This is a genomic window from Idiomarina sp. D18, assembly GCF_057748155.1.
Window position 1 is genome coordinate 1,786,311 of record NZ_CM173240.1, and the last position, 22,742, is coordinate 1,809,052.

The 22,742-nt window shown below is 50.2% G+C and carries 26 protein-coding genes; 6 read left to right on the forward strand and 20 right to left on the reverse strand.

Going from position 1 to position 22,742, the window contains the following annotated elements:
• Position 1: 1 nt before the first annotated feature.
• From ybgC to AC3AP5_RS08685, 7 genes are all read right to left on the reverse strand, one after another.
• Complete coding sequence (gene ybgC / locus AC3AP5_RS08655) at positions 2 to 415, reverse strand: tol-pal system-associated acyl-CoA thioesterase (RefSeq protein WP_487326521.1); 414 nt, start codon at positions 413 to 415, stop codon at positions 2 to 4.
• Between the two features lie 440 nt (positions 416 to 855).
• Positions 856 to 1,881 (reverse strand): Holliday junction branch migration DNA helicase RuvB, encoded by a 1,026-nt coding sequence (ruvB, locus tag AC3AP5_RS08660; protein WP_286682052.1) that lies wholly within the window; start codon positions 1,879 to 1,881, stop codon positions 856 to 858.
• Positions 1,882 to 1,908: 27 nt separating this feature from the next.
• Positions 1,909 to 2,529 carry a Holliday junction branch migration protein RuvA gene (ruvA, locus tag AC3AP5_RS08665; RefSeq protein WP_272977561.1) on the reverse strand — a complete coding sequence of 207 codons (621 nt, stop codon included), beginning with the start codon at positions 2,527 to 2,529 and terminating at the stop codon, positions 1,909 to 1,911.
• A 36-nt stretch (positions 2,530 to 2,565) separates the two neighbouring features.
• Entirely contained in the window at positions 2,566 to 3,105 is a 540-nt protein-coding gene (ruvC, locus tag AC3AP5_RS08670; RefSeq protein WP_006954938.1) for a crossover junction endodeoxyribonuclease RuvC, read from the reverse strand.
• Positions 3,106 to 3,111: 6 nt separating this feature from the next.
• Positions 3,112 to 3,861, reverse strand: coding sequence for a YebC/PmpR family DNA-binding transcriptional regulator (locus AC3AP5_RS08675; protein ID WP_006954935.1), 750 nt, complete (start codon positions 3,859 to 3,861; stop codon positions 3,112 to 3,114).
• A 19-nt stretch (positions 3,862 to 3,880) separates the two neighbouring features.
• Complete coding sequence (gene aspS, locus AC3AP5_RS08680) at positions 3,881 to 5,653, reverse strand: aspartate--tRNA ligase (protein ID WP_487326522.1); 1,773 nt, start codon at positions 5,651 to 5,653, stop codon at positions 3,881 to 3,883.
• 77 nt (positions 5,654 to 5,730) lie between these two features.
• Entirely contained in the window at positions 5,731 to 7,155 is a 1,425-nt protein-coding gene (locus tag AC3AP5_RS08685) for a diguanylate cyclase domain-containing protein (RefSeq protein WP_487326523.1), read from the reverse strand.
• A gap of 166 nt (positions 7,156 to 7,321) precedes the next feature.
• On the opposite strand from AC3AP5_RS08685, the gene cmoA reads away from it, so the two are divergent.
• The 3 genes from cmoA to AC3AP5_RS08700 are packed head-to-tail and all read left to right on the forward strand — an operon-like array spanning position 7,322 to position 9,991.
• Positions 7,322 to 8,059: a carboxy-S-adenosyl-L-methionine synthase CmoA gene (gene cmoA / locus AC3AP5_RS08690; protein ID WP_487326524.1), complete on the forward strand. Its 738-nt coding sequence runs from the start codon at positions 7,322 to 7,324 to the stop codon at positions 8,057 to 8,059.
• 3 nt (positions 8,060 to 8,062) lie between these two features.
• Positions 8,063 to 9,034: a tRNA 5-methoxyuridine(34)/uridine 5-oxyacetic acid(34) synthase CmoB gene (gene cmoB, locus AC3AP5_RS08695; protein WP_487326525.1), complete on the forward strand. Its 972-nt coding sequence runs from the start codon at positions 8,063 to 8,065 to the stop codon at positions 9,032 to 9,034.
• Between the two features lie 30 nt (positions 9,035 to 9,064).
• Positions 9,065 to 9,991: a LysR family transcriptional regulator gene (locus AC3AP5_RS08700; protein ID WP_272978854.1), complete on the forward strand. Its 927-nt coding sequence runs from the start codon at positions 9,065 to 9,067 to the stop codon at positions 9,989 to 9,991.
• Between the two features lie 41 nt (positions 9,992 to 10,032).
• On the opposite strand, the gene galU is transcribed toward AC3AP5_RS08700, so the two are convergent.
• Positions 10,033 to 10,932, reverse strand: coding sequence for a UTP--glucose-1-phosphate uridylyltransferase GalU (galU, locus tag AC3AP5_RS08705; RefSeq protein WP_006954924.1), 900 nt, complete (start codon positions 10,930 to 10,932; stop codon positions 10,033 to 10,035).
• A gap of 109 nt (positions 10,933 to 11,041) precedes the next feature.
• On the opposite strand from galU, the gene AC3AP5_RS08710 reads away from it, so the two are divergent.
• Positions 11,042 to 11,380: a DUF6170 family protein gene (locus AC3AP5_RS08710; RefSeq protein WP_272978856.1), complete on the forward strand. Its 339-nt coding sequence runs from the start codon at positions 11,042 to 11,044 to the stop codon at positions 11,378 to 11,380.
• Here the strand turns inward: AC3AP5_RS08710 and AC3AP5_RS08715 are convergent.
• From AC3AP5_RS08715 to ccmA, 11 genes are all read right to left on the reverse strand, one after another.
• Positions 11,350 to 12,351: a response regulator gene (locus AC3AP5_RS08715; RefSeq protein WP_272978858.1), complete on the reverse strand. Its 1,002-nt coding sequence runs from the start codon at positions 12,349 to 12,351 to the stop codon at positions 11,350 to 11,352. The two genes, AC3AP5_RS08710 and AC3AP5_RS08715, sit on opposite strands and share 31 nt — an antisense overlap.
• 89 nt (positions 12,352 to 12,440) lie before the next feature.
• Complete coding sequence (locus tag AC3AP5_RS08720) at positions 12,441 to 13,181, reverse strand: MlaA family lipoprotein (RefSeq protein WP_006954919.1); 741 nt, start codon at positions 13,179 to 13,181, stop codon at positions 12,441 to 12,443.
• A complete protein-coding gene (gene ccmI / locus AC3AP5_RS08725) occupies positions 13,174 to 14,397 on the reverse strand; it encodes a c-type cytochrome biogenesis protein CcmI (protein WP_006954917.1) in 1,224 nt (407 codons plus the stop codon). The genes AC3AP5_RS08720 and ccmI overlap by 8 nt, the downstream gene beginning before the upstream one ends.
• On the reverse strand, positions 14,390 to 14,866 hold the full coding sequence (locus AC3AP5_RS08730) for a cytochrome c-type biogenesis protein (protein WP_006954916.1): 477 nt from the start codon (positions 14,864 to 14,866) through the stop codon (positions 14,390 to 14,392). The genes ccmI and AC3AP5_RS08730 overlap by 8 nt, the downstream gene beginning before the upstream one ends.
• A complete protein-coding gene (locus AC3AP5_RS08735) occupies positions 14,866 to 15,438 on the reverse strand; it encodes a DsbE family thiol:disulfide interchange protein (protein WP_487326526.1) in 573 nt (190 codons plus the stop codon). Before AC3AP5_RS08735 ends, AC3AP5_RS08730 begins: the two co-directional genes overlap by 1 nt.
• Positions 15,435 to 17,399, reverse strand: coding sequence for a heme lyase CcmF/NrfE family subunit (locus AC3AP5_RS08740; protein WP_006954914.1), 1,965 nt, complete (start codon positions 17,397 to 17,399; stop codon positions 15,435 to 15,437). The genes AC3AP5_RS08735 and AC3AP5_RS08740 overlap by 4 nt, the downstream gene beginning before the upstream one ends.
• Positions 17,396 to 17,878 (reverse strand): cytochrome c maturation protein CcmE, encoded by a 483-nt coding sequence (gene ccmE / locus AC3AP5_RS08745; RefSeq protein ID WP_006954913.1) that lies wholly within the window; start codon positions 17,876 to 17,878, stop codon positions 17,396 to 17,398. Before ccmE ends, AC3AP5_RS08740 begins: the two co-directional genes overlap by 4 nt.
• Before the next feature lie 4 nt (positions 17,879 to 17,882).
• Positions 17,883 to 18,092 (reverse strand): heme exporter protein CcmD, encoded by a 210-nt coding sequence (gene ccmD, locus AC3AP5_RS08750; RefSeq protein WP_006954912.1) that lies wholly within the window; start codon positions 18,090 to 18,092, stop codon positions 17,883 to 17,885.
• A complete protein-coding gene (locus tag AC3AP5_RS08755; RefSeq protein WP_487326527.1) occupies positions 18,092 to 18,856 on the reverse strand; it encodes a heme ABC transporter permease in 765 nt (254 codons plus the stop codon). Before AC3AP5_RS08755 ends, ccmD begins: the two co-directional genes overlap by 1 nt.
• Before the next feature lies 1 nt (position 18,857).
• Positions 18,858 to 19,532, reverse strand: coding sequence for a heme exporter protein CcmB (gene ccmB, locus AC3AP5_RS08760; protein ID WP_006954910.1), 675 nt, complete (start codon positions 19,530 to 19,532; stop codon positions 18,858 to 18,860).
• Entirely contained in the window at positions 19,529 to 20,215 is a 687-nt protein-coding gene (gene ccmA, locus AC3AP5_RS08765) for a cytochrome c biogenesis heme-transporting ATPase CcmA (RefSeq protein ID WP_487326528.1), read from the reverse strand. Before ccmA ends, ccmB begins: the two co-directional genes overlap by 4 nt.
• Positions 20,216 to 20,332: 117 nt before the next feature.
• Here ccmA and AC3AP5_RS08770 point away from each other — a divergent pair, with 117 nt between their 5' ends.
• Both AC3AP5_RS08770 and AC3AP5_RS08775 read left to right on the forward strand, forming a co-directional pair.
• A complete protein-coding gene (locus AC3AP5_RS08770) occupies positions 20,333 to 22,036 on the forward strand; it encodes a flagellar hook-length control protein FliK (RefSeq protein ID WP_487326529.1) in 1,704 nt (567 codons plus the stop codon).
• Positions 22,033 to 22,308: an EscU/YscU/HrcU family type III secretion system export apparatus switch protein gene (locus AC3AP5_RS08775; protein WP_272978870.1), complete on the forward strand. Its 276-nt coding sequence runs from the start codon at positions 22,033 to 22,035 to the stop codon at positions 22,306 to 22,308. Before AC3AP5_RS08770 ends, AC3AP5_RS08775 begins: the two co-directional genes overlap by 4 nt.
• Here the strand turns inward: AC3AP5_RS08775 and AC3AP5_RS08780 are convergent.
• Positions 22,305 to 22,742, reverse strand: coding sequence for a DUF2802 domain-containing protein (locus tag AC3AP5_RS08780; protein ID WP_487326530.1), 438 nt, complete (start codon positions 22,740 to 22,742; stop codon positions 22,305 to 22,307). The two genes, AC3AP5_RS08775 and AC3AP5_RS08780, sit on opposite strands and share 4 nt — an antisense overlap.

Consider the following 22,742-nt stretch of genomic DNA (forward strand, 5'->3'; position numbering starts at 1 on the left):
GCTAACTCACCTCTGCTTTTATCGCTTGTAAGATACTATCGGGTATTGCGACAGCTTTCATCGCGTCTTTGTCGACACATGCGGCTTTGACTCGCGCCTGACAATGCAATGTACCATCGGCGCCCAAGACGTGCTGAGTAAACACCAACGATGCTTTCTTGACCTGTTCGACCACGACCGTGACCGTCAGTTCAGCATTAAAACGCGCCGCTGCTTGCAGGTCGAGATCGACATGCCGCACTACGAAGGCTCTATTGTGATCTAACCAGCTATCCTGTTCAATCCCTAACGACCTTAACCATTCTGTCCTTGCTCGCTCAATAAACTTGAGATAGTTGGCATAATAAACGATACCACCTGCATCGGTATCTTCGTAATAAACCCGTATAGGCCAACTAAAATGGTTCTTTTGCATAAAAATTCCTTGAGAAATAACCGTTTCGTCCCAATACTCTGTAAAAGTATGAAAAAGTAGCGCTGATTAATTTATCAACAGACTTTTATTTATGACAAATTTGAAACATTAAAAAATCAAATTATTGTTTTGTATACAATTTTTTGTTTTGTTGCTTTTTTGTTGTGCTAATTTCGAACAATCTACAATTCTTTCATATTAGTTTTTCTAATCTGACGTTGTAATTTTTCTAGCTTGATGAGAACGCATTCAAGCGTATAATACCTACTAAATCGAGTTGAAGAGATTGGTTGTCACTTCTTCTTAGATTGTGACTTACTTTTTTTGATTACTTAAAGTAGGTTCCCTGGATTTTTAACTTCCTTCTTGTTGTTCTGTTTGCCCGTTCCGTTTGGTTCGGGCTTTTTTTTACTCAAAATTTACCCTTTACGGCATTATCGTTACGACTCACTGTCAGGCTTGAGTCCAAAATGCTGATAGGCACGCGGTGTTGCAATACGTCCGCGCGGTGTGCGCTGTAAAAATCCCTGCTGAATAAGATAGGGTTCTAGTACATCCTCGATGGTGTCCTTTTCTTCGCCTATCGCTGCTGCGAGGTTATCGAGCCCCACCGGTCCACCTAGAAACTTTTCCATAATCGCCAACAACAGCTTTCTATCCATGTAATCAAAACCGGCTTGGTCGACATCCACCATGGTCAGTGCGGCACTGGCAACATCTTGGTTGACCTTACCGTCTGCTTTGACTTCGGCGTAGTCACGTACGCGGCGTAACAAGCGGTTAGCAATACGAGGCGTGCCGCGTGAGCGACGGGCGATTTCTTGTGCGCCGCCGACATCCATATTGACATTCATGTAGTGCGCTGAGCGTTTGATGATTTCGGTGAGCTCTTCAACTTGGTAAAACTCCAAGCGCTGCACAATGCCAAAACGGTCGCGCAGCGGCGAGGTGAGCGCACCGGCTCGAGTCGTCGCACCGATGAGAGTGAATGGCGGCAAATCGAGCTTGATGGACCTAGCGGCGGGACCTTCGCCAATCATAATATCCAGCTGATAGTCTTCCATAGCGGGATAAAGGATCTCTTCGACCACCGGACTGAGTCGATGGATCTCATCGATAAACAACACATCATGGGCGTCGAGATTGGTCAGCAACGCCGCGAGATCACCGGCTTTCTCAAGCACCGGTCCCGAGGTGGTTTTGATGTTCACATCCAGCTCGTTCGCGACGATATTTGCCAACGTGGTTTTACCCAAACCTGGAGGACCAAAAATCAACAAATGGTCCAGCGCCTCTTCGCGCTTGCGCGCCGCCTCGATAAAAATTTCCATTTGTTCGACGACGTGCTTTTGGCCCGTGTAATCGGCAAGCTTTTTCGGCCGAATGGCACGGTCAATGGCTTCATCATCGCCTTGCACATCGGCTTCTATAATGCGGTGACTGGGGATGTGATCTGCTTCAATCATAACCTGTTCCAAAGGGCCTTTGGCCTATTAAGATAACTGTTTCAACGCACTACGAATAAGCGTTTCGCTGCTTTCGCCAGACTGGTATACGGCTTTAAGTGCCTTTTCTGCGTGTGCCGGCTTATAACCGAGCGCCAGCAAAGCACTGAGCGCATCAGCACGGGCATCAGCCGGATGTACAATGGTATCGCCACTGATATTATCGAGCGGTGCGGCATCGGTCGCTGGCGTGCTCGAGCCTTGCCAATCTTTTAAGCGATCACGCATTTCGATGACGAGGCGCTCGGCTGTCTTTTTACCCACGCCGGGCAGTTTGACCAAACGACTGACATCATTCTGATTCACCGCCCAGACAAACTCGTCGGCATTCATGCCGGATAATATCGCTAGCGCCAATTTCGGCCCGACGCCCTGGGTCTTTATTAAGAGTCTAAATAAACTCCGTTCGGCAAGCGAATTAAAGCCATACAGCAATTGAGCATCTTCGCGTACTACAAAATGAGTCACCAAAGTGACGGGCTCGCCCGTGGCGGGTAATTGATAAAAACACGTCATTGGCAATTGGATCTCATAGCCGACCCCTTGCACATCCACTAACACCTCGGGGGGTTGCTTGCTGACTAGTGTGCCACGAATTTGTCCGATCACAGAATGTCCTCTTTATTATTCTACTGTATGCCGATGTTAGCGGCGTAAACGCCCACGCACGATTTTACGTGCTGCACCTGACATTTTTATTAAACTTTGCGCGCTGTGCGCATGGCACAAAGCGACGGCTAAGGCGTCCGCGGCGTCTGCTTGCGGCGATTTGCTCAAGTTCAGTAACGCCATGACCATGTGCTGCACTTGTGTTTTATCAGCACCGCCATTACCCACCACCGCCTGTTTTATCTGTCGAGCGCTGTATTCTGCGACGGGCAAGTCGGCACAGGCAGCGGCTACAATAGCGGCACCGCGCGCTTGCCCTAACTTTAACGCAGAATCTGGGTTACGTGCCATGAATACTTGTTCGATAGCAAATTCATCGGGTTGGTACTGCGTAATCAGCTCGACCACACTGTTGTGGATCCGCTTGAGCTTCTCAGCAAGGCTGAGCGGTTGTGCGGTGGTACCCGTGACGCGAATGCAGCCACTGGCAATATACGATAAGTGTCGACCTTGTTGCTGGATGATGCCGAAGCCCGTTAAGCGTGAGCCTGGATCGATACCGAGGATCACGCTCATCGGAGGTTACTCATCCAAACTTGCCAACACGTCATCCGAAATATCGGCGTTATGATAAGCGTTTTGCACATCGTCTAAATCCTCGAGTGCGTCGAGCAGTTTGAGGAAAGTGCGCGCGCCATCTTCATCTAAATCCACTTTGGTATCGGGTACCATGGTGACTTCGGCATTGGTTGCCTCAGCACCGGTGGCATCTAACGCGTCCTTTACTGCGCCAAACACCTCTGGGCTGGTAAACACATCGATATGACCATCACCATGATTCAGTACATCATCGGCACCCGCTTCAATCGCCGGTTCAAGAATGGTTTCTTCGCTGGTCTCGCTACCGTAGCTGATAACGCCGCGCTTATTAAATAAGTAAGCGACCGAGCCATCGGTACCTAAATTACCGTTAAATTTATTAAACGCATGACGCACTTCAGACACCGTGCGATTGCGGTTATCGGTCATGCATTCAAGTAAAATGGCGACGCCACTGGGTCCGTAGCCTTCGTAGGTCAACTCCTCGACATTTTCACCTTCGAGCTCACCCGAGCCGCGCTTGACTGCGGTATCGATGGTATCGCGCTTCATATTATTAGAAAGCGCTTTATCGATCGCCGCGCGTAAGCGCGGGTTCGTCTCGGGATCACCACCGCCCTGACGGGCAGAAACGGTGATTTCCCGAATGAGTTTGGTAAAAATCTTGCCGCGCTTTGCATCTTGCGCGGCTTTACGATGTTTAATGTTGGCCCATTTGGAATGACCTGCCATGTCTCACTCCATTATGTTGCTAGTCGTCTTTGTCTTCCACCGTACTCTTAACGCCCAATTCTTGCAATGCATCGGGGTTCGCTAGCCCGGGTGCATCGGTCAATACACAGGCTGCGGTGGTGGTTTTCGGGAACGCGATCACATCACGGATTGAGCTTGCACCGACCATTAACATGACTAAACGGTCTAAGCCAAAGGCTAAACCGGCGTGCGGCGGCGTACCGTACTTCAACGCTTCGAGTAAGAAACCGAATTTTTCTTTGGCTTCCTCTGCGCCAATGCCCAGTACTTCGAATGCGGCCTGTTGCATGGCGTTATCGTGAATACGAACCGAGCCGCCGCCCACTTCAACGCCGTTCAGTACCATGTCATAGGCATTGGACAGTGCTTGCGCAGGGTTTGCTTTAAGCTCTTCTGGCGTGACGTTAACCGGCGCGGTAAACGGATGGTGCATCGCTGCTAAGCGGCCATCGTCGTCTTCTTCGAACATTGGGAAGTCAACCACCCACAGCGGACGCCATTCGTCGCTAACCAATTCAAAGGTTTCACCTAACTTAAGACGTAACGCGCCCATCGCTTCGGCAACCACGTTGGCTTTGTCTGAACCAAAGAACAGAATATCGCCCGTTGCCGCTTCGGTGCGCTCGAGAATGGCGTTAAGTGCTTCATCCGGCAAGAATTTAAGTATAGGCGACTGCAAGCCTTCGCGACCTTGACTGAGGTCGTTGACTTTAATCCACGCCAAGCCTTTAGCGCCGTAGATACCGACAAATTGGGTGTACTCGTCGATCATTTTGCGCGATACGTTGTCTGCCTGACCCGGTAAGCGAATTACAGCGACACGCCCTTTTTCATCGTTTGCAGGACCTGAAAAGACCTTAAACTCAACGTCTTTCAGTAAATCCGCCACATCGACCAATTCGAGCGGGTTACGCAAGTCGGGTTTATCCGAACCAAAACGACGCATGGCTTCGTGCCATGTCATGGTTGGGAACTTGCCTAAATCGATATCGAGCAACTGTTGGAACAACTGACGCGTCATGCTTTCGGTGACTTCCATCACCTGCTCGGCACTCATGAACGAGGTTTCGATATCAATCTGAGTGAATTCAGGCTGACGGTCGGCACGTAAGTCTTCATCACGGAAGCACTTGACGATTTGATAGTAGCGATCAAAGCCCGACATCATCAGTAATTGTTTAAATAACTGTGGGCTTTGCGGCAATGCAAAGAAGCGCCCTTTATGGGTACGGCTCGGCACTAAATAGTCGCGCGCGCCTTCGGGCGTGGCACGAGTCAACATCGGTGTTTCGATGTCCAAAAAGCCATTGTCGTCTAAGAAACGACGGACCGCACTTGCCACCTTGGCACGGAACTGCAAGTTCTCATTCATTTGCGGACGACGCAAATCAAGATAGCGATAACGCAAGCGGGCTTCTTCGCTCACTTGCGAGTTAAAATCGATAGGTAGCGGTTCGGAACGGCTCAAGATAGTCAAATCTTTGGCTAAGATTTCAACTTCGCCGGTTTTCATGTTGGCGTTGACTTGGCTATCTGGACGACGGTTTACTTTACCGCGGATTTGTACGCAGAACTCTTGGCGCAGGCGGTTTGCCTGCTCGAACAAAGCGTCTTCGTCAGGGTCAAAGACCACTTGAACCAAGCCTTCGCGGTCACGCAGATCGATAAAGATCAAACCACCTAAATCGCGACGTTTGTTGACCCAACCACATAAAGTGACTTCTTGTTCGGCTAGTTCGGCAGTTACCTGCCCACAGTAATGCGTTCGCATGCGCCTTTCACACCTTTTATTCTGCTGAATGATTTAAAGCGCATATTATAGCGAACTGGGCGCTAATGTCATCCGAGTTAAGGTGCTGCTAAGCGCACATCGTTTTTACCGGCATCTTTCGCCGCATACATGGCTTTATCCGCGGCCCGCAATAAGGTATTTTCATCACTGCCGTGCTGTGGAAATAGGCTCACACCGATACTGGTACTGACTTCGAGCATGTGTGTACTGATTTGATAAGGTCGCGCTATGTGTACCACCAATTTACGTGCCACCGCTAGTGCGGCACTGGTGGTCGGTGTGGTGGGTAAGAGTATGACGAACTCGTCACCGCCATAGCGACACACGGTATCCGAACGGCGTAACATGCTTTGCATGCGTTGCGACGCGTGAATGAGTAATTCATCGCCGACTTCGTGTCCGTATTTATCGTTGATTTGCTTAAAGCCATCTAGGTCTAAAAACATAATCGCGAATGCTTTATTTGAACGTTCTGCCTGCAAAATCGCTTGTTCGAGGCGGTCCGACAGTAGTTTTCGGTTGGGCAACCCGGTCAACTCATCATGGGTTGCAACATAGCGGATACGTTTCTCGGCATCCTTACGTAATTTGACTTCGCGGCGTAAACGACTGTTTCTGAAGGCGATAAACAAAAATACTAACACGACACCAGAGCCTACCTTCAACGCGACTTGAATCAGTTCCTCATCGCTCCAACCGGTTTGTAACTCGTAACCATACCATTTGTTGCGTAACTGGTTTTGCTGACTCTGCGTAATATTATCGATGCCTCGATTAAGCGTTACCACTAACGGTTGCCAATCACTCCGAACACCAAAAAACAGATCTTGGCCTGGCGCATCATCTAACACCTCGAGATTGGCATGAGTGATAGGGTGATTTTGTAGTTCGTACACTAAAATAGGCAGGCTATCGACATAGACATTAATTTGGTTTTCTTTGAGCGCTTTGGTGGCTTGCTCGATATTGTCATACTCAATCACTTCAGTTCCGCGCTGATTACGAAGCAGCGATACAACACTGTAATCTTGGATAATCCCTAAGCGTTGGCCTCGCAAATCACCCACGTTGACACTGCCACGCGCGTTTAAGGTCTCTTTGTTGCGGTACAACACCGCCCACGGCATGGACCAGTAGCGTTGTGTAAAACTGGTGTAGCGCGAGCGGTCTTCGGAGTACGACATACTCGGTAAAATATCGATCTCACGTTGCTCGAGTGCTTTGAGGCAACGACTCCAAGAGCCGCAGTCTTGCCATTTAATGGTGAGCGGTAACTTTTGTGTGATGAGGCGCAACATATCGGCATCAAAACCAATGCCGTCGCCGCTCTCGATGCCTATCAGTGGCATCAGGTTAGTCGGCACCCCCACTCTAACCGTGTTGTGCTGTGCTAACCACTCATCCGTATCCAGTGTCGCCGCATGCACTAGCGATAACCAAAAGCAGGCGATGGTCGACAACCAGAATTTAACGTTTTTCATTGATTTAGATGCTTCCCTGCTCACGAGTTGCTAAAAGGCATTTTTTCTCGCCTATGTTTTGGTTAACCCTATGCGATATGCTTTTATTCGCGTTTAAATCTGTGCCTTACGGCGAATTAACGTTAAACTAGCATCATGTTTTAAACTGCAATGATAGTTATTGATCATGAGTCAACAAGACACCATTTATTCTAAAGCGTTACCGAGCGTTGGCGACTTCCGTTTTGATGAACACGTGGTAGAAGTTTTCCCAGATATGATAAACCGCTCAGTTCCGGGCTACGCTACGATCATACAAACATTACCACAACTAGCCGAACGTTATAGTCAAGATAATACAAATGTGTACGATCTGGGCTGCTCGCTCGGCGCCGCGACACTCGCCTTACGCAAAGGCTGCGAGAAACATCAGGGTAATCACATTATTGCGGTGGATAATTCGCAACCGATGATCGACCGCGCACAGCTTCATCTTAACGGCTTCAAAAGTAAAATTTCCGTTGAGTTTAATTGCCAAGACGTGCAACAAACGCCTATCGATAACGCTTCTATTGTTGTACTTAATTTTACACTGCAATTTGTGCCAAAAGAAGACAGAAACGCGCTTGTCGATAAAATTTATTCTGGATTAAACCCTGGTGGTGTTTTATTAATCGCCGAGAAGGTGGCGCACCCTGATACACATATCCACGATACGCTTGTCGACCTGCATCATGATTTTAAACGCGCTAACGGCTACAGTGAACTCGAGATTAGCCAAAAACGTGCCGCTATCGAAAATGTCATGAAAATTGATACCCTCGATACGCATTTCGCACGGTTCAAACAGGCCGGCTTTGCTCATGCAGGCGTCTGGCTGCAATGTTTTAATTTTGCCGCCATGCTTGCGGTAAAAGGAGAATAGCGCATGGATATGTTTGCTTACGACCTCAGCGCACTTGCACAAAGTCCTCATCGCCAGTGGCTCACCACCTTACCTCAACAACTTAATGACTTTTTGCAGTCGCCCCATGGCGAGTTTAAAAAATGGCAACGTGTGCTTAAACAACTGCCTTCGTTGGCGACTGATCATGTTTCGCTGGGAGACACCGTGCAAGTGGGTTTGCCCGAGCAAGCCAGCGACTCCGATAGAGCTCGCATGAACGGTCTACTCAAGCAATTGCAGCCTTGGCGTAAGGGACCTTTCGATTTATTTGGATTGTCGATTGACACCGAATGGCGCTCAGATTGGAAGTGGCAGCGCGTACAACCGCATTTAAATAATTTAAAAGGTCATCAGGTTTTAGACGTTGGTTGTGGCAGTGGCTATCACCTATGGCGAATGTTAGAGGCAGGCGCAGCAGAGGTTTGGGGGATTGACCCAGGCGAACTATTTATGACTCAATTTCAAGCCATTAAGCAAATGATGCCGAGCGCTATTGCCGAGCGCGCGCACTTCTTTCCGGTCGGAATCGAGCATATGCCCTCACTTCAAAGTTTTGATACGGTTTTTAGCATGGGAGTATTGTATCATCGCCGTTCACCACTTGAGTTTTTACAACAACTTAAAAACTTATTAAAACCAGGTGGACAGTTGATATTGGAGACAATCGTCGTTGAGGGTGACGAACAGACCGTGATGATGCCCGGTGAACGTTATGCCCAAATGCGCAATGTTTGGTTTTTACCCAGCGCCAAAGCGCTGTGTGTTTGGCTCGAACGATTAGGTTTTAAACAGACTGAGATTGTTGATCATAACCCCACCTCTCTTGACGAACAGCGATCAACTGAATGGATGACCGGTGAGTCCTTAAAAGATTTTCTTGATCCAAATGACCCAGAAAAGACTATTGAGGGGTATAAAGCACCCATCCGTGCGATTGTTAAAGCGACAATTTAATCGTCAGACAAGAGGTTAGACAATTATCCTATGCCACACTACAGAGCTAAGTCCACTTTGGAACAATGGCGCATTTTACAAGCGGTCGTAGACTGTGGTGGCTATGCTCATGCAGCAGAGAAACTTAACAAAAGTCAGTCTTCGTTAAACCATGCGGTTTCTAAGCTTCAACAGGTGTTAGGCGTCCAGCTTTTAGAAATAAAGGGACGTAAGGCCGAGTTAACGCATGTCGGTGAGGTCATGCTGCGACGCTCGCGACAACTGACTCAAACCGTGTATGAGCTCGAGCAGCTCGCTTGCAACATGGAGCAAGGCTGGGAGCCGGAGATTAAACTGGCGCTCGAAATGGTATTTGACCGCGATGACCTGATCCCGGCATTAAAAGACTTTCAAGAACATGGCCGGGGTTCGCGTCTCACCATTGAAGATACGGTCCTGACCGGAACGCTCGAGCATATTCGCAATGAATCCGCTGATTTAGTCGTGACGCATCAGCTTCCGAAAGGCTTTTTGGGAGAGCCTATCCACGACTATTATATGGATTTGGTTTGCCATCCTTCACACCCGCTTGCGCAACAAGATTCCCCTATTTCTCAAGATGAACTCGCTCAACATTTGCAAATCGTGATCCGCGACACGGCCACGCAACCTGCCGAAGAAGGCGGTTGGTTAAAAGCTGAGCAACGTTGGACGGTCAGTCATTTTGACGAAGCATTGCGCTTAGTGCGCTCAGGCTTAGGCTTTTGCTGGTTGCCGCCCTATATTGCGCAACGCGCTATGCAGAAAGGTTCGTTACGTAAGCTTGAACTCAAAGGCAGTACGTGCCGCAAAGGCTCACTTTACTTAGTGTTACCCAAAGGAGATAAAACAGGGCCCTGTTCGCGTTTACTCGCTGACCTGATCCTGCGACACGCCCCAAAGCGCCAAACGGATGATATGGAAGCCAGCGCTGGCTAGCGCTGGCCTCAAGCTTTACGTTTGCTTAACGAGCTGACTCGTTACGCTTGCAATTGCTTGATGTACTTTTTCATATCATCCGCTAATGCAGGATGACGCATTGCGTGCTCGATGAACGCCTGCGCATAACCCAATTTATTGCCGCAATCGTGGCTTTTACCTTTCATGTAGTAGGCGTTGACTGGGGATTGTTCGAGTAACATCGCCATCGCATCGGTCAGTTGGATTTCGTTGCCTGCGCCAATGGGCGTCTTAGCAAGCAGCGGCCATAAGGTTTCCGGGAACACATAGCGTCCTACCACGGCAAGATCCGAGGGTGCCTTGCTCACTTCGGGTTTTTCTACCAATTGTTTAATAGGCGCTTGCTCGCCCTCGGCGAGATCAACGCCGTTGATATCAGCAATACCATAGCTACTGACTTGCTCATGGGGAACCTTCTCGACCATTACCTGTGCCGCGCCGGTTTCCTTAAAGTTGCGCACCATCTCAGCCATATTATCTTGACGTAAATCGCAGCTCGCCGAATCGACGAGTACATCAGGCAGGACCACTGCAAAGGGCTCATCGCCGACCAACGGACGCGCGCACAGCACCGCATGACCTAGGCCTTTCGCCTCGCCTTGACGCACGTGCATGATGGTGGTGCCTTTAGGACAGATGGCTTGTACTTCTTCAAGCAACTGGCGTTTTACCCGGCGCTCTAGCGTGGTTTCGAGCTCGAAACTGGTGTCAAAGTGGTTCTCGATGGAGTTCTTACTGGAATGGGTTACCAAAATTACATCGGTTAAACCCGCTGCGGAGCATTCTTCAACAATGTATTGAATTAATGGACGATCAACCAACGGCAACATCTCTTTTGGGATTGCCTTGGTCGCCGGTAGCATTCGTGTGCCAAGCCCAGCCACTGGGATAACAACTTTTTTTACCCGTTTCGTGCTCATGAATTCTTCCTTTTTTCGAACATTTTTTTATTGGGGCACGTTTATACCTTGCCGAACTGTTATAATGCAAATCCAATTTATTTGCTAACAACGGTCTAGGTAGGGTGCCATGGGATTTTATTTAACCTCACGACAGGTTCCGCAACTCAAATCATATCCGTTTACAGAACGCGCGCTTATTTTAACAATGGCGCAACAAGCGATGCCCGTCCCTCGTCGTATGATATGTAACCTAGCTAAATTAGTACCTATTTGCATTATCTTTTTTGCCATTGTCGACCTACCGGGCTGGTGGAAAGCGCTGGGTCTACTCGCCGCGGGTATTGGCTATCCTTTATTTACTCAACCTATCACCCTCAATATGTCACTACCTTATATGGATAAGGCAGTACGTCAGTTCGAAGCGCAACGCGCGGATCATTCAGACGAAGAGGATGAGGACGACTGACGCTCAATACTTAAAATCGCCTCGGGCAACTGGCAATGGACGCGCTTGAGCTTGGTTTGAATATAATTGTGGAAACTTGCATGACGCCAAATACCCAACGCTAAATCGGGTTTTGCTTGGGGTTGCATACGCAGCCGATCACCAACTTGGGTCCAACGAAATGCGTGCTGTTCGGTATCGAGCACGGCGAAAACACCATCAAATGCCGTACGTACGCGCGAATGACATAACTCAAAGTTAATGTGTTGCACTAAGCTGCGCGGATCCAAAATGGTATCGTCACTGCCCGCTAAGTGTTGACGAATCAAAGGATCAATCAGCGTTTTAAGTACCAGTAACGGGATTAAGTTCTGCTCGGTTTGACTGTGCGCCGTTGCCATGACAATGAGCACGCGCCCCTCTGTTAAGGGTCGATAGTCGATCCAGATATTCGCCTCTGCTCCCGCCGCTACTTGGCTTTCGATGTGATAGTCACCGACGTTTAAGGGTTGCTTGGCAAGGAGATCGTTGGCTAAGCGTGCGACGATATGGTCGTCTTGATAGAGTTGGTTAATGTGGCTATCGAGTTCCCAGATATCGCTCACATAAGTTTCTTCGAGGCGATGCCGCTGTAGGCAATGTTCGATCGCCTGCGTAATGGTATCTAGCCTGTCGATAGGCTTGACCAAGTAATCCCACGCACCTAATCGCACCGCTTCACGAATATCACCCATGTCGTCGCTGGCAGAAATGACAATCACGGGTAAATGAGGCGCCAGGCTGAGTAGCCGCTCAATAACCTCTAGGCCGTTAATATCCGGTAACATGAGATCACACAGAACGATATCAGGCGTATTTTGCTGACACCAGAATACGCCTTGCTCACCATATTCTACGCAGTGTACTGCATAATTTTGCTGGATGAGAAACTGCTCAACCACTGATTGAAACACACGATCATCTTCAATCAGTAAGACATGTTTTTGACTCATTCAGGTATACCTATCCTCGGACGATTCATTTAAGCATCGTCCAAGGAAGTACCTGCGTCAATACGAGGTTTTCGATAGATAACGAGAAGCTAGGGTTGCTCAGTGAACTCAGCCTCGTCTGCTTCGACGTCTGGCGGCGGATTACCGTCGTAAACTTCGTAGTTCCAGTTTTGGTAATAGGCTTCTTTTACGAAGGTGTAGGGATCAAGCGAGTTCTCTAACACTTGCTCTTGGTCGCGTAATCGCAAACGTAACGACAAGCCTTTTACTGTATAACGCGGGATATCCCAGTCATCGCTGATCTCGGTATATGGAAAGTAGTTACTGTCCACCCAGTCAGTGCCTCGGTCGATAACCACCGTTGGACCTAATACCGGTAGCATTAGGAACGGACCATTGGGCACGCCCCATACAGCAAGGGTTTGACCCAAGCTTTCTTCGCGCTTAGTTAGTCCCATTTCGGTGGCTGGATCAAGTAACCCGAGCAGGCCAATTGTACTGTTAAAGAAGAAGCGCCCTGCCGTGACACCGGCGTCGGTAAACTGGCCTTGCAGCAGATTATTGACGAATGACCAAGGCTCTTGCAGGTTCTCAAGCGCACGATAGAGTGAATTACGCACCGGTTCAGGCACATTTTCATACACTTCTGCGGCCGGCTTGATAACCGCTTTATCTAACTCACGGTTAAAGTCCCACACGGCGCGGTTGGTATCCTCAAACGGGTCACGCGGGTCGGCGTACGGGTCGTCTGGTTGTGAGGAACATGCACCCAAAGCCAATGTACTGGCGAGCAAGGCCCACTTAGGTGCGGTTTTAAGCCAATTAGTCATTCGCTACTTCCGTTACTTTTTGATTAAGAGTCAGCGCTACTTCTACCGAACGCTGTGCATTTATAGTCATTGGCTCGGCAAAGAGATCACCGGCTTCACGGTCAATTTTATCGTCCTGCGATACCATCGCCTTCACTTGCCATTGATCTAACCCGCTCAAGCGATAATCGGGCAACATCGAGTCAGCATCGGTCAAGGTGACCGTCACCGGCCAATCATTAACGGCGAGACGTTTAACCGCCGCAGGCATGGGGGGTCCTTGCGTTGCCGTGACGTAAATAAATAAGGTGCCTTGTTGCGGTAATTGGTCACGCATTTGTTCGCCTAAGGAAACGGTGACCGTGACACTGCGATCGGCGGCTTGCAGTTTTTGCTGCGCGTCGGCGATCGCCTGCTGAACCGCATTGCTACGCTGAGACTCGTTATCGAGCAATGGCATTAGTTGCTGCCATGCCGCAATAGCTTGTTTCCAGTCGCCTCGCTCATAGGCGACAAAACCGGTCAATGACAATGCCTCGATGTGCGTCGGTTGCTGCTGTAATACGCGCGCCAACATACCGGCGGCTTTACGCAGACGTTCTTCGGTCGGCGATGACATTAAAAAGCGCGCGTAGCTAATTAAGGTGCCAGTTCGGTTCGGTGCCAACGCCAGCGACTTTTCAAACGCCTGTTGGGCTTGGTCAAATTGACGTAAATCTGACATGATCCCAGCGTATAACCACCACGCCATCGGGTCATCGGGTTTTGCGGCTAGCTTTTGACGCATGCCCAAGGCAAATGTCTGCATGGATTCAACATCGGCCTGTTGTTGCTCCTGCAACAAGCGTTGACCTAACTCGGGCAACTGCGCAAGCGCATCATCCGCTTGTTTTTGCAAAGACCAACTTCCAAACATCGCGTAAAAGCCAACCGCTATCGCTAAAATAATCGCGATAGGAATAAATGGATTGGCGCGTTTCCACGTGACTTCGCCTTCGATATCACGACTGTCACTAATGAAGGTTTTATCGAGCTCCAGCTTCGCCTCTTCGAACGTTTCTTGCGAGATACGTTGCTTGTTTTTATCTTGTTCTAGCTCGGCAAGACGTTGTTCGTACCAATCACGGTTTTCACTCTCGCGGTCAACACTTTGTCGACGCTGTCGAAGCCCCGCTAATAAAACAATGATAACTGCGATTATTAACAATACCGCCATCGCCAAATACAACTTAATCATGGTCTGGCTTCCTTAACTGTTCGAGTCGCTCTTGCTCTTCGGCCGAGAGCTCAAGCGGCTGCTTGCGTTTGCGAGACATTACCCACGCCACGCCAATGCCGATCGCGATAATCAGCAACGGTCCCCACCAGAGGATACTGGTGTACCAATTAAACGGCGGACGATAATGCACGAAATTGCCGTAACGAGCGACCATATAGTCAATGATTTCCTCTCGACTCTTACCTTCCATGATCATGGTGTAAGTGCGGTCGCGCATATCCGCTGAAAGCGGCGCGTTTGAATCGGCAATGTTTTGGTTTTGGCATTTAGGGCATCGGAGTTCTTGCGTGAGCGTTTGATACAACTGGCGCTGTGCTTCGGTCTCAAACTCATGCTCACGAATCGATGCTTGCGCGGTGGCATACAGGCTAAATAATGTCGCCACTAATGCTAACGCACCGATGACGCTGCTGGTTAAGGTTCGCATTATTGTTTCGCCTCCTGCACCATCTGCTGATAAATCGCTTTTAGCTGGTTCTCCCAGTTGCGGGGATTTACATCACCCACATGGCGATAGCGAACACGTCCGTCGGCATCGATAAAATAAGTTTCTGGCGCGCCATAGACACCGAACTCGAAGGCGACCTTACCTTCTGGATCGTACAGGTTGACGATGTAAGGGTCGCCTAGAGTATTGAGCCAGTCCATTGCCTTACCGCGTGAGTCGTCTTTGTAGTTTAACCCGACAATAGGTATGCCCTGCGCTGCAAGTTCGTTAAGAAACTCATGCTCGGCACGACAGGTGGGGCACCAAGTCGCCCAAACGTTAAACAGTAAGGGTCCCTTTTTAAGTACCTGTTCACTGTGTTGCGTGGTGGGATCAAACAAATCCTCGGCGCTGAACTCGGGCACCGGTTTATTAATCAACACCGACTCAAGATGAGTAGGATCTTTACCGAGCCCCTTGAGCAGAAATACCACCAAAACAATAAACAGAATCAACGGCACAAACAGCACGATCCACTTTTTACTTGCGCTACGCGTCTCTTGTGTACTCATGCCTGAACTCCCTGCTTACGCTTGCGATATCGCTTATCGGCCATTGCGATAAGCCCCCCCGCTGCCATAATTAACGCGCCTAACCAGATCCACCGCACGAAGGGCTTGGTGTAAAAACGTACCGCCCACTTGGTTTGGTTTCCTTGACCTTGTTCTAAAGGCTCGCCCATTGCGACATAGAGATCACGCAGAAGACCAGAATCAAGACCAACTTCGGTCATACTCATGCGTTGCACGCGATAAAAGCGTTTTTCACTCACTACCTGTGTGACCCGCTCACCGTCTTCGCTCACGGTAAACACACCGTGGTCGGAATCGTAGTTGGGGCCTTCTCTGTGTTTTAAATGCTCAAAGGTCAGGTCATACTCACCAACATTCACGGTTTGTCCCGGCTCAATCGAAATATCACGCTCGGTTTCGTAGTGCGATACCAGCGCCACACCCACCAGGGTGACCGCAAAGCCAATATGGCCTAGCACCATGCCCCACTGGCTGGCGGGAATCCGGCGCAAGGCACTGACATCGCCACCCCGTTGTTGCACACTTTGCAGTACGTCGGTGACGGTTGCTAAAGCAACCCAAAGCGCGAGGAACAAACCCAGCACCGCCCAAAGATGCATCTGATTTGCCCAAATTTTGGGGAGCACGACGGCTAATAGCGCCGCCAGCGCTAAACACAGCAACAATGGCTTTAATAGCGGCGCTAAGGGTTGTCGACGCCAGCGCATCCAGGGGCCGACGCCAAGCATCAATGCGAAAGGTACAATAAGGTAGCTATACAGTTCGTTAAAGAACGGTTCGCCGATTGAGATTGAGCCTAACCCGAGTTGCTTATAAACAAGCGGCAGCAAGGTACCTAACAGCACCACCACCATAGCCGCCATCAATAAGACATTATTGGCTAATAAGAATACTTCACGCGAGGCGGCTTCATAGCGACTGTAACCTTGCATTTGCGAAGCGCGCCAGCCATAGAGTGCCAATGAGCCACCAATCACGATCGCCAACAACACCAGTATAAATAAGCCGCGCGTTGGATCGGAGGCAAAAGCGTGCACCGATACCAAAACGCCCGATCGTACTAAGAAGGTGCCGAGCAGGCTTAAGCTGAATGCGGCTATCGCCAGTAATACGGTCCAGGATTTAAAGCTGCCGCGTTTTTCGGTTACGGCTAAGGAGTGGATCAGTGCCGTACCTACCAGCCATGGCATAAAGCTCGCGTTTTCAACGGGATCCCAGAACCACCAGCCACCCCAGCCGAGTTCGTAATACGCCCACCAACTACCCACGGCAATTCCCACCGTGAGGAACATCCACGCGGCGAGCGTCCAAGGGCGCGACCAACGCGCCCACGCCGCATCTAATTTGCCGGACATCAATGCCGCGATAGCAAAGGCGAACGCCACTGAGAAACCGACATAGCCCATATACAACAAGGGCGGATGAATAATCATGCCGGGGTCTTGCAACAATGGGTTGAGGTCATTGCCGTCGACCGGAATAATCGGCAAACTGCGGTCGAACGGGTTCGACACTGTCAGCATAAACAAATAAAAACCAATGCTGATAAGACCTAAAATACCCAACACGCGCGCGACCATGGGTAATGGCATTGACCGCGAGAATAAAGCAACGGCTGCAATCCAGCCCGCCTGCATCAGCATCCAAAGGAGGAAAGAGCCTTCATGCGAGCCCCACACTGCGGTGATGCGGTAAAACCATGGGAGTTGGGTATTGGAGTTTGCCGCAACATAGGCAATGCTAAAATCATTTTGTACGAAGGCAGTGACTAACAAGGTGAACGCGATTGCAGTAAATACAAACTGCCCTATCGCCAGCGGTCGTGACAGGCTCATCATGCCGCCGTGACCACGTTGTGCACCTATCAGTGCATAGCCTGCCAACAAGGCGGAAAAAGCTAAAGCGATAGCAATACTTAGATGACCAAGCTCAGCAATCATGGGGTCTCCTTTTGCTCAGCTGGTTGATTCGGATTAACATGCTTAATGCCTTTCATTTTTTCGGCAAGGTCGGGCGGCATGTACTCTTCGTCATGCTTTGCCAATACTTCACTCGCCTGCAACGTGCGCGGTGCGATAAGCTCGCCCTGAGCAACGATACCTTGTCCCTCGCGGAATAAGTCCGGCAAAATGCCTTGGTAAAGAATGGTCACTTCGGGCCCGGTATCGGTGACTTTAAAGCTCACCTCGAGTGTTTCTGGATCACGATTGACGGAGCCTTCTACGACCATACCGCCAATCCGCATACGTTGACCGACTTCGGGCGGTTGCTTGCCCGCCTCGACCTGTTCAAAGTCACTCGGTGTATAGAATAAATTGATACTGTGGCTCATGGCATACAGCATTAAACCTAAGGCTGTGCCAACACCAATAATTAGCACTACTACCCAAGTTAACCGTTTTTTACGACGCGGGTTCATACCTCTACTCCTCAGCACTCGCTTGTAGCGAACGACGCGCAAGACGCTGTTTACGACGTTGAACTTTTAAGCTTTCCTTCTGCAAACGTCGCCGCTGTACACTGGTTTCTAAGGCAACACCTGCAATCACTAAAAAAGTCAGAAAAAAAGACGACCACACATACAGTCCGTAGCCCCCCATGTGTACAAATTCGCTAAAACTAGAAAATGCCATTAGCGTTCCTCCTCGACGACTGCGCTGCTGTCTTGTGCGAGCTCTGCTTGTGCCCACGGACGATTGAGCTCGTGCTTAAGTAACTGATTTTTGTAACGCATCAGCACTAAGGTCGCGGTCAGTAACATAAAACCTAATAAACTAATAAGCAGCGGCCACAACATGCTTGTAGCGATCGACGGACGCTCTAATTTGGTAATCGTGGCACCTTGATGCAAGGTGTTCCACCACTCGACCGAGTAATGGATAATGGGCAGATTGACGACCCCGACAATCGCGAGAATCGAAGCGGCTTTTGCTCCTGCTCTGGCATCATCAAAAGCGGCATACAGCGCCATGACGCCGACATATAAAAACAGCAAAATAAGTTCGGATGTTAGTCGCGCATCCCACACCCACCAAGTGCCCCACATGGGTTTGCCCCATATTGCACCGGTGAACAACGCGATCGCTGTCATCGCCGCGCCGACAGGCGCGATGGCGGGCAACGCCCACTCGGCAGTTTTAATTTGCCATATCAGCGCTATCGCCCCACAGATTGCCATACCAAAGTACGCACCCATGGAGAAAATAGCGGCGGGCACGTGGATATAAATAATGCGGTAGCTATCGCCCTGTTGGTAGTCCGACGGTGCAAAGGCAAGCCCCCAGACCATGCCCACGAGTAAACTGACGACCGTCAAACCGGCGAACCATGGGAGTAACTTATCGACTAGACGGTAAGTCGCTTCGGGTTTTGCATAAGGGTGTAACCAACGCCACATATTAATTCACACTCATTCTAACGCCCGCGGCGACAGCCAGCGGTGCTAATGTTACCGTTAATACGGATATGGCTGCCAAAATAGCCAACTGTCCGTGCACAGCCATGCCCATTCCTGCACTTTCGACTGCCGAGGTGGCAAAAATTAGTATGGGAATAAACAATGGCAATAAAATTAAACTGACTAAGGCACTCCCGCGCTGCAACGGCAACGTCAACGAAGCCCCTGTTGCCGCCAAGGCACTAAGTGCTGGCGTACCGAATAACAGCGATAGACTCAGTGCGCCATACGCTGAGCCTGGTAAATTCAACAGTAATGCCAGTAGCGGCGAGAGTATCACTAATGGCAATCCACTCAACAGCCAATGCGAAACCATTTTTGCGCTGACTGTAAAGGCAAGGGGTTGTGGCAACAAACACAGTTGTTCGAGCGAACCGTCGGCATAGTCATCTTTAAAAATGCGATCGACACCCAGCAGTGTGGCGAGTAAAGCCGCCACCCAGATGATCCCCGGTGCAATACGACTGAGTATATCGGGTCCGGGTCCAACCCCCAGCGGGAATAACGTGATCACCATCAACAAGAAAATGAGCGGATTAATCGCATCTGAGCGCCGACGCGCGGCGAGACGTAAATCTTTGCTGAGCACCGAACGCCACAACTGCAATGCGCTCATGACTGTGCTCCCATGGCATTGGCGTAGGTCTCACCCAGGTGCCGTTGCTTAGGATTTAAACTCGCCAGCGATAATGCTTGATGTGAGGTCATTACAATGCTGCCGCCTTGCCCTAAATGGGTCTGAAACCGCTGTTGTAGCATGGCGATCCCCTTTACATCGAGTGCGGTAAAGGGTTCGTCCAGTATCCATAAAGGGGCTTGGCTATGCCATAAGCGGGTGAGCGCAACACGACGCTGTTGCCCCGCAGAAAGCCGACCTGTGACTTCATCCTCGAGCCCCAGAAGGCCAATTGTCTCGAGCAGATCCCAATCACTGGAACTGTCTTGCTGTGCTGTTTTATCGCCACTCAAGCGGCGTTGCCAGTAGACGTTTTCTAAGGCGGTTAGCTCGGCTTTTACTGCGGGCTTATGACCGATAAACAGCAGTTGCTGATGATAGACACTACGGTCATACTGTATGGGTTGGTTGTTAAACTCGATACGACCGCTACTGCTTAGCATCAGTCCAGCCAGCATTCTGAGTAGCGTTGATTTGCCAGCACCGTTGGCGCCCGTGATTTGCCAAAGTTCGCCCGCGTGGACCTCGAAGGAAACGTGTTCAAACAGGGTACGCCCGCCGCGAACTGATGAAAGTTCGTGCGCTCGCAGTCGGGGCAGAGGTTCTGTTGTTTTATGCTTCATCAAGGCTACGATAGTGTCTGCAAATGATGTGAAAATTGGCTCGAGTTTACCACAATATTTGCCGAAAAAGCCACGTAAAACGGTCGCTTTTCATGATCTGGGTAGGGGCAATGCGTCATGCAAATTAAACAGTTATTACAACAAGCGATGCAGTCTTTAACGACGTCATCGGATAAGGCTGCCCAGACGTCAGCTCACACACCGCTAGCCAAAGTTGACCAAGCCCAACAACACGCCCGACAAAGTCTCTTTAATGCGCTCACCTCGCAACTCAGTAGCTCGGTTCCTCAGCCACGCTCGTTTGGCGCGGCTCAAGTCAACGCTCAGTTACAGTTGCCTGCCGGGACAGCCTCTACGATACAACAGCAAGTTGAGCAACTGGCGCTTCGTGCAAGCGGTCAAAATCAACCGCCTTTGGGAGCCAAGGCGCAACACACTGCGGTTATGCGACTTGTTGAGCGGATCCTGCAAAGCGATGCCACCCTCCGTCTGCCGAGTTCGACGAACCCGACTCAGTCACCGGCTACAACGTCGAGCGGCGCCACGATCGCGCTCCGCGACTTACCACCTGCGTTACAAAAGGCGCTTACCGAGTCGCTCGGCCAACAATTAAGCCAACACGTAAAGGTCGCCGCAAATAGGCAAAACTCGGTGTCATCTACTCCATTGAATCCATTATCAATGACACTCACCGCGGTCAAGATAGACCAAGCGCAGCTTATATTACAGTTGCAGAGCAGTGCTCGTGTAGTTAGCGACGTGCGCGTACCGATAGCGCAGATGCCCCCTGCTATTTTGCGTTCGTTACTGCAACAACTCACGCGTGAACCGGCGCAACTCGCACAACCCCGGAGTGGGCTGATGCAAGCGGCAATGGCTGAACCGACGGCTGTTGATGGGCGTTTTGTCAAACAAACGCAAACAATGACGCCGGCGCAACTGACGCAGTTTTTGCAGCAAACCCTCGCCGCCACGTCACCTCAGCACGGCGAAGTAAAAAATTTATTGAATCTGGTATTGGCGCAGCTCCCCCAAGCCGAGCAATTGACTCAGCCGCAACAACTCACGCGCTATGTGAATGACTGGTTTGCGGCGAAACCGGTAAGCCCGCAACCGAGTCATCAGTTTGGTGTGGTCGGCAAACTGATTGTGGCGTTGCTCGGCCTTCGTTTACAGACACAACAGTCTGGTGCTTCGTCGCAAGCAGCCAAAGGCTTAAGCCAAGCCGTGTTAGACCAAATCATGCGTGGTCCGGCTGAGCGCAATCCCGGTAGTGAGCGCCGTTTAGACGCCTCGACGCCAATGACCGCAGAGGTGCGGGAGCGACTCAATACGCAACTGTTACAGCAACCGATGGCGCAGTTACAGCGCTTGTTGAGCACGTTGTCGCAAACAATGAACGCGGTACAGAGCAGCCAGATGCGGCTTCAGGATAGTCCCAGTCAGCAGCCGGAATTCTACTTGCTATTGCCATCGCAGAACCCACTCAGTGAAGCCAGTACTGAGTTGCTGATTAAGCGCGAGCCCGATGAACACAATGATGAAGATACCGAACGTTCGGTGTGGTTATTTAACTTGCGCTTTGAACTCAAGCAGTGGGGGCCGATGTTAGTTAAAGGGCGTTATCAAGTGGGCGGCACGCGCGTGCAATTTTATACCGAATCGTTGGCAGCGCAGCAGCATCTTCAGCAACAACTGCCAGAGTTAGAGCAACGTTTAACGACATTAGAAGTGGCTAGCGTGGACTTTCAGGTTAAACAAGGCAAAGTGCCTGACACGCTCGCACAACAACACAGCGGCATCATTCGGGTGACGGTATGAGCGATAGTAAACACAAGCAAGCGATTGGCTTATCCTACGACGGCTTAAATGCGCCTCAGGTGATCGCAAAAGGGTTTGATGAGCTTGCAGAAGAGATTATTGAAGTGGCTAAAGCGCATGGCGTGATGGTACACGAAGATCCCATGTTATCTGATTCATTGGCGCGGCTTAACGTGGGTGAAGAAATTCCGCGAGAGCTTTACGTGCTCATCGCGGAACTGATTGCGTTTTCTTATCTACTGGATGGGCGATTTCCCGATAGTTGGTACTAACTACGCTGATGCATGGCAAGCATCAGCTCTGCCTCGGCACGGGGTAGATCACAGGCTTGCATGAGATCGTCAACACTGGCGCCCTGCTCGACCAGTTTCGCAGCTCGCTGATACAGCTTCACCTCGGGCTCTTGTTGCTCTAGCTGCTTTATCGTGCTGGCAAATTGCTGTTGCTGCTGATGGAGCGCTTGTTGCTGAGCTCGCAATTGCTCAAGCGCCTCATGCAGCGGCTGCAATTGTGCCTGATTGTCTTCTTGTTCAGGTTGTGGTGGCGTATTTTGTAACGCCCCCAGCGCCTCGGTCAGCATTAATAAGCGTTGCTGTTGTCGTTCTAATAATTCGGTATGCTTGCGGCTCGTCATTACCGCTACGATCAGTGCAACAATAGCTAGCATCAGCGCCGCTGCTGCTAGCCAAACAGTTATTGAAGTCAT

Excerpts from the sequence above, each read along its gene's own strand:
- ccmB (WP_006954910.1), bottom strand. The coding sequence starts at position 19,532 with ATGAGCGCATTGCAGTTGTGGCGTTCGGTGCTCAGCAAAGATTTACGT.
- AC3AP5_RS08735 (WP_487326526.1), bottom strand. The coding sequence starts at position 15,438 with ATGAGTACACAAGAGACGCGTAGCGCAAGTAAAAAGTGGATCGTGCTG.
- cmoB (WP_487326525.1), top strand. The coding sequence starts at position 8,063 with ATGGATATGTTTGCTTACGACCTCAGCGCACTTGCACAAAGTCCTCAT.
- AC3AP5_RS08715 (WP_272978858.1), bottom strand. The coding sequence starts at position 12,351 with ATGAGTCAAAAACATGTCTTACTGATTGAAGATGATCGTGTGTTTCAA.
- AC3AP5_RS08730 (WP_006954916.1), bottom strand. The coding sequence starts at position 14,866 with ATGCGAACCTTAACCAGCAGCGTCATCGGTGCGTTAGCATTAGTGGCG.
- galU (WP_006954924.1), bottom strand. The coding sequence starts at position 10,932 with ATGAGCACGAAACGGGTAAAAAAAGTTGTTATCCCAGTGGCTGGGCTT.
- ccmD (WP_006954912.1), bottom strand. The coding sequence starts at position 18,092 with ATGGCATTTTCTAGTTTTAGCGAATTTGTACACATGGGGGGCTACGGA.
- ccmI (WP_006954917.1), bottom strand. The coding sequence starts at position 14,397 with ATGATTAAGTTGTATTTGGCGATGGCGGTATTGTTAATAATCGCAGTT.
- ruvB (WP_286682052.1), bottom strand. The coding sequence starts at position 1,881 with ATGATTGAAGCAGATCACATCCCCAGTCACCGCATTATAGAAGCCGAT.
- AC3AP5_RS08720 (WP_006954919.1), bottom strand. The coding sequence starts at position 13,181 with ATGACTAATTGGCTTAAAACCGCACCTAAGTGGGCCTTGCTCGCCAGT.
- ccmA (WP_487326528.1), bottom strand. The coding sequence starts at position 20,215 with ATGAAGCATAAAACAACAGAACCTCTGCCCCGACTGCGAGCGCACGAA.
- AC3AP5_RS08740 (WP_006954914.1), bottom strand. The coding sequence starts at position 17,399 with ATGATTGCTGAGCTTGGTCATCTAAGTATTGCTATCGCTTTAGCTTTT.
- AC3AP5_RS08780 (WP_487326530.1), bottom strand. The coding sequence starts at position 22,742 with ATGACTTCAATAACTGTTTGGCTAGCAGCAGCGGCGCTGATGCTAGCT.
- aspS (WP_487326522.1), bottom strand. The coding sequence starts at position 5,653 with ATGCGAACGCATTACTGTGGGCAGGTAACTGCCGAACTAGCCGAACAA.
- AC3AP5_RS08710 (WP_272978856.1), top strand. The coding sequence starts at position 11,042 with ATGGGATTTTATTTAACCTCACGACAGGTTCCGCAACTCAAATCATAT.
- AC3AP5_RS08675 (WP_006954935.1), bottom strand. The coding sequence starts at position 3,861 with ATGGCAGGTCATTCCAAATGGGCCAACATTAAACATCGTAAAGCCGCG.
- cmoA (WP_487326524.1), top strand. The coding sequence starts at position 7,322 with ATGAGTCAACAAGACACCATTTATTCTAAAGCGTTACCGAGCGTTGGC.
- ybgC (WP_487326521.1), bottom strand. The coding sequence starts at position 415 with ATGCAAAAGAACCATTTTAGTTGGCCTATACGGGTTTATTACGAAGAT.
- AC3AP5_RS08755 (WP_487326527.1), bottom strand. The coding sequence starts at position 18,856 with ATGTGGCGTTGGTTACACCCTTATGCAAAACCCGAAGCGACTTACCGT.
- AC3AP5_RS08685 (WP_487326523.1), bottom strand. The coding sequence starts at position 7,155 with ATGAAAAACGTTAAATTCTGGTTGTCGACCATCGCCTGCTTTTGGTTA.
- AC3AP5_RS08700 (WP_272978854.1), top strand. The coding sequence starts at position 9,065 with ATGCCACACTACAGAGCTAAGTCCACTTTGGAACAATGGCGCATTTTA.
- AC3AP5_RS08770 (WP_487326529.1), top strand. The coding sequence starts at position 20,333 with ATGCAAATTAAACAGTTATTACAACAAGCGATGCAGTCTTTAACGACG.
- AC3AP5_RS08775 (WP_272978870.1), top strand. The coding sequence starts at position 22,033 with ATGAGCGATAGTAAACACAAGCAAGCGATTGGCTTATCCTACGACGGC.
- ccmE (WP_006954913.1), bottom strand. The coding sequence starts at position 17,878 with ATGAACCCGCGTCGTAAAAAACGGTTAACTTGGGTAGTAGTGCTAATT.
- ruvC (WP_006954938.1), bottom strand. The coding sequence starts at position 3,105 with ATGAGCGTGATCCTCGGTATCGATCCAGGCTCACGCTTAACGGGCTTC.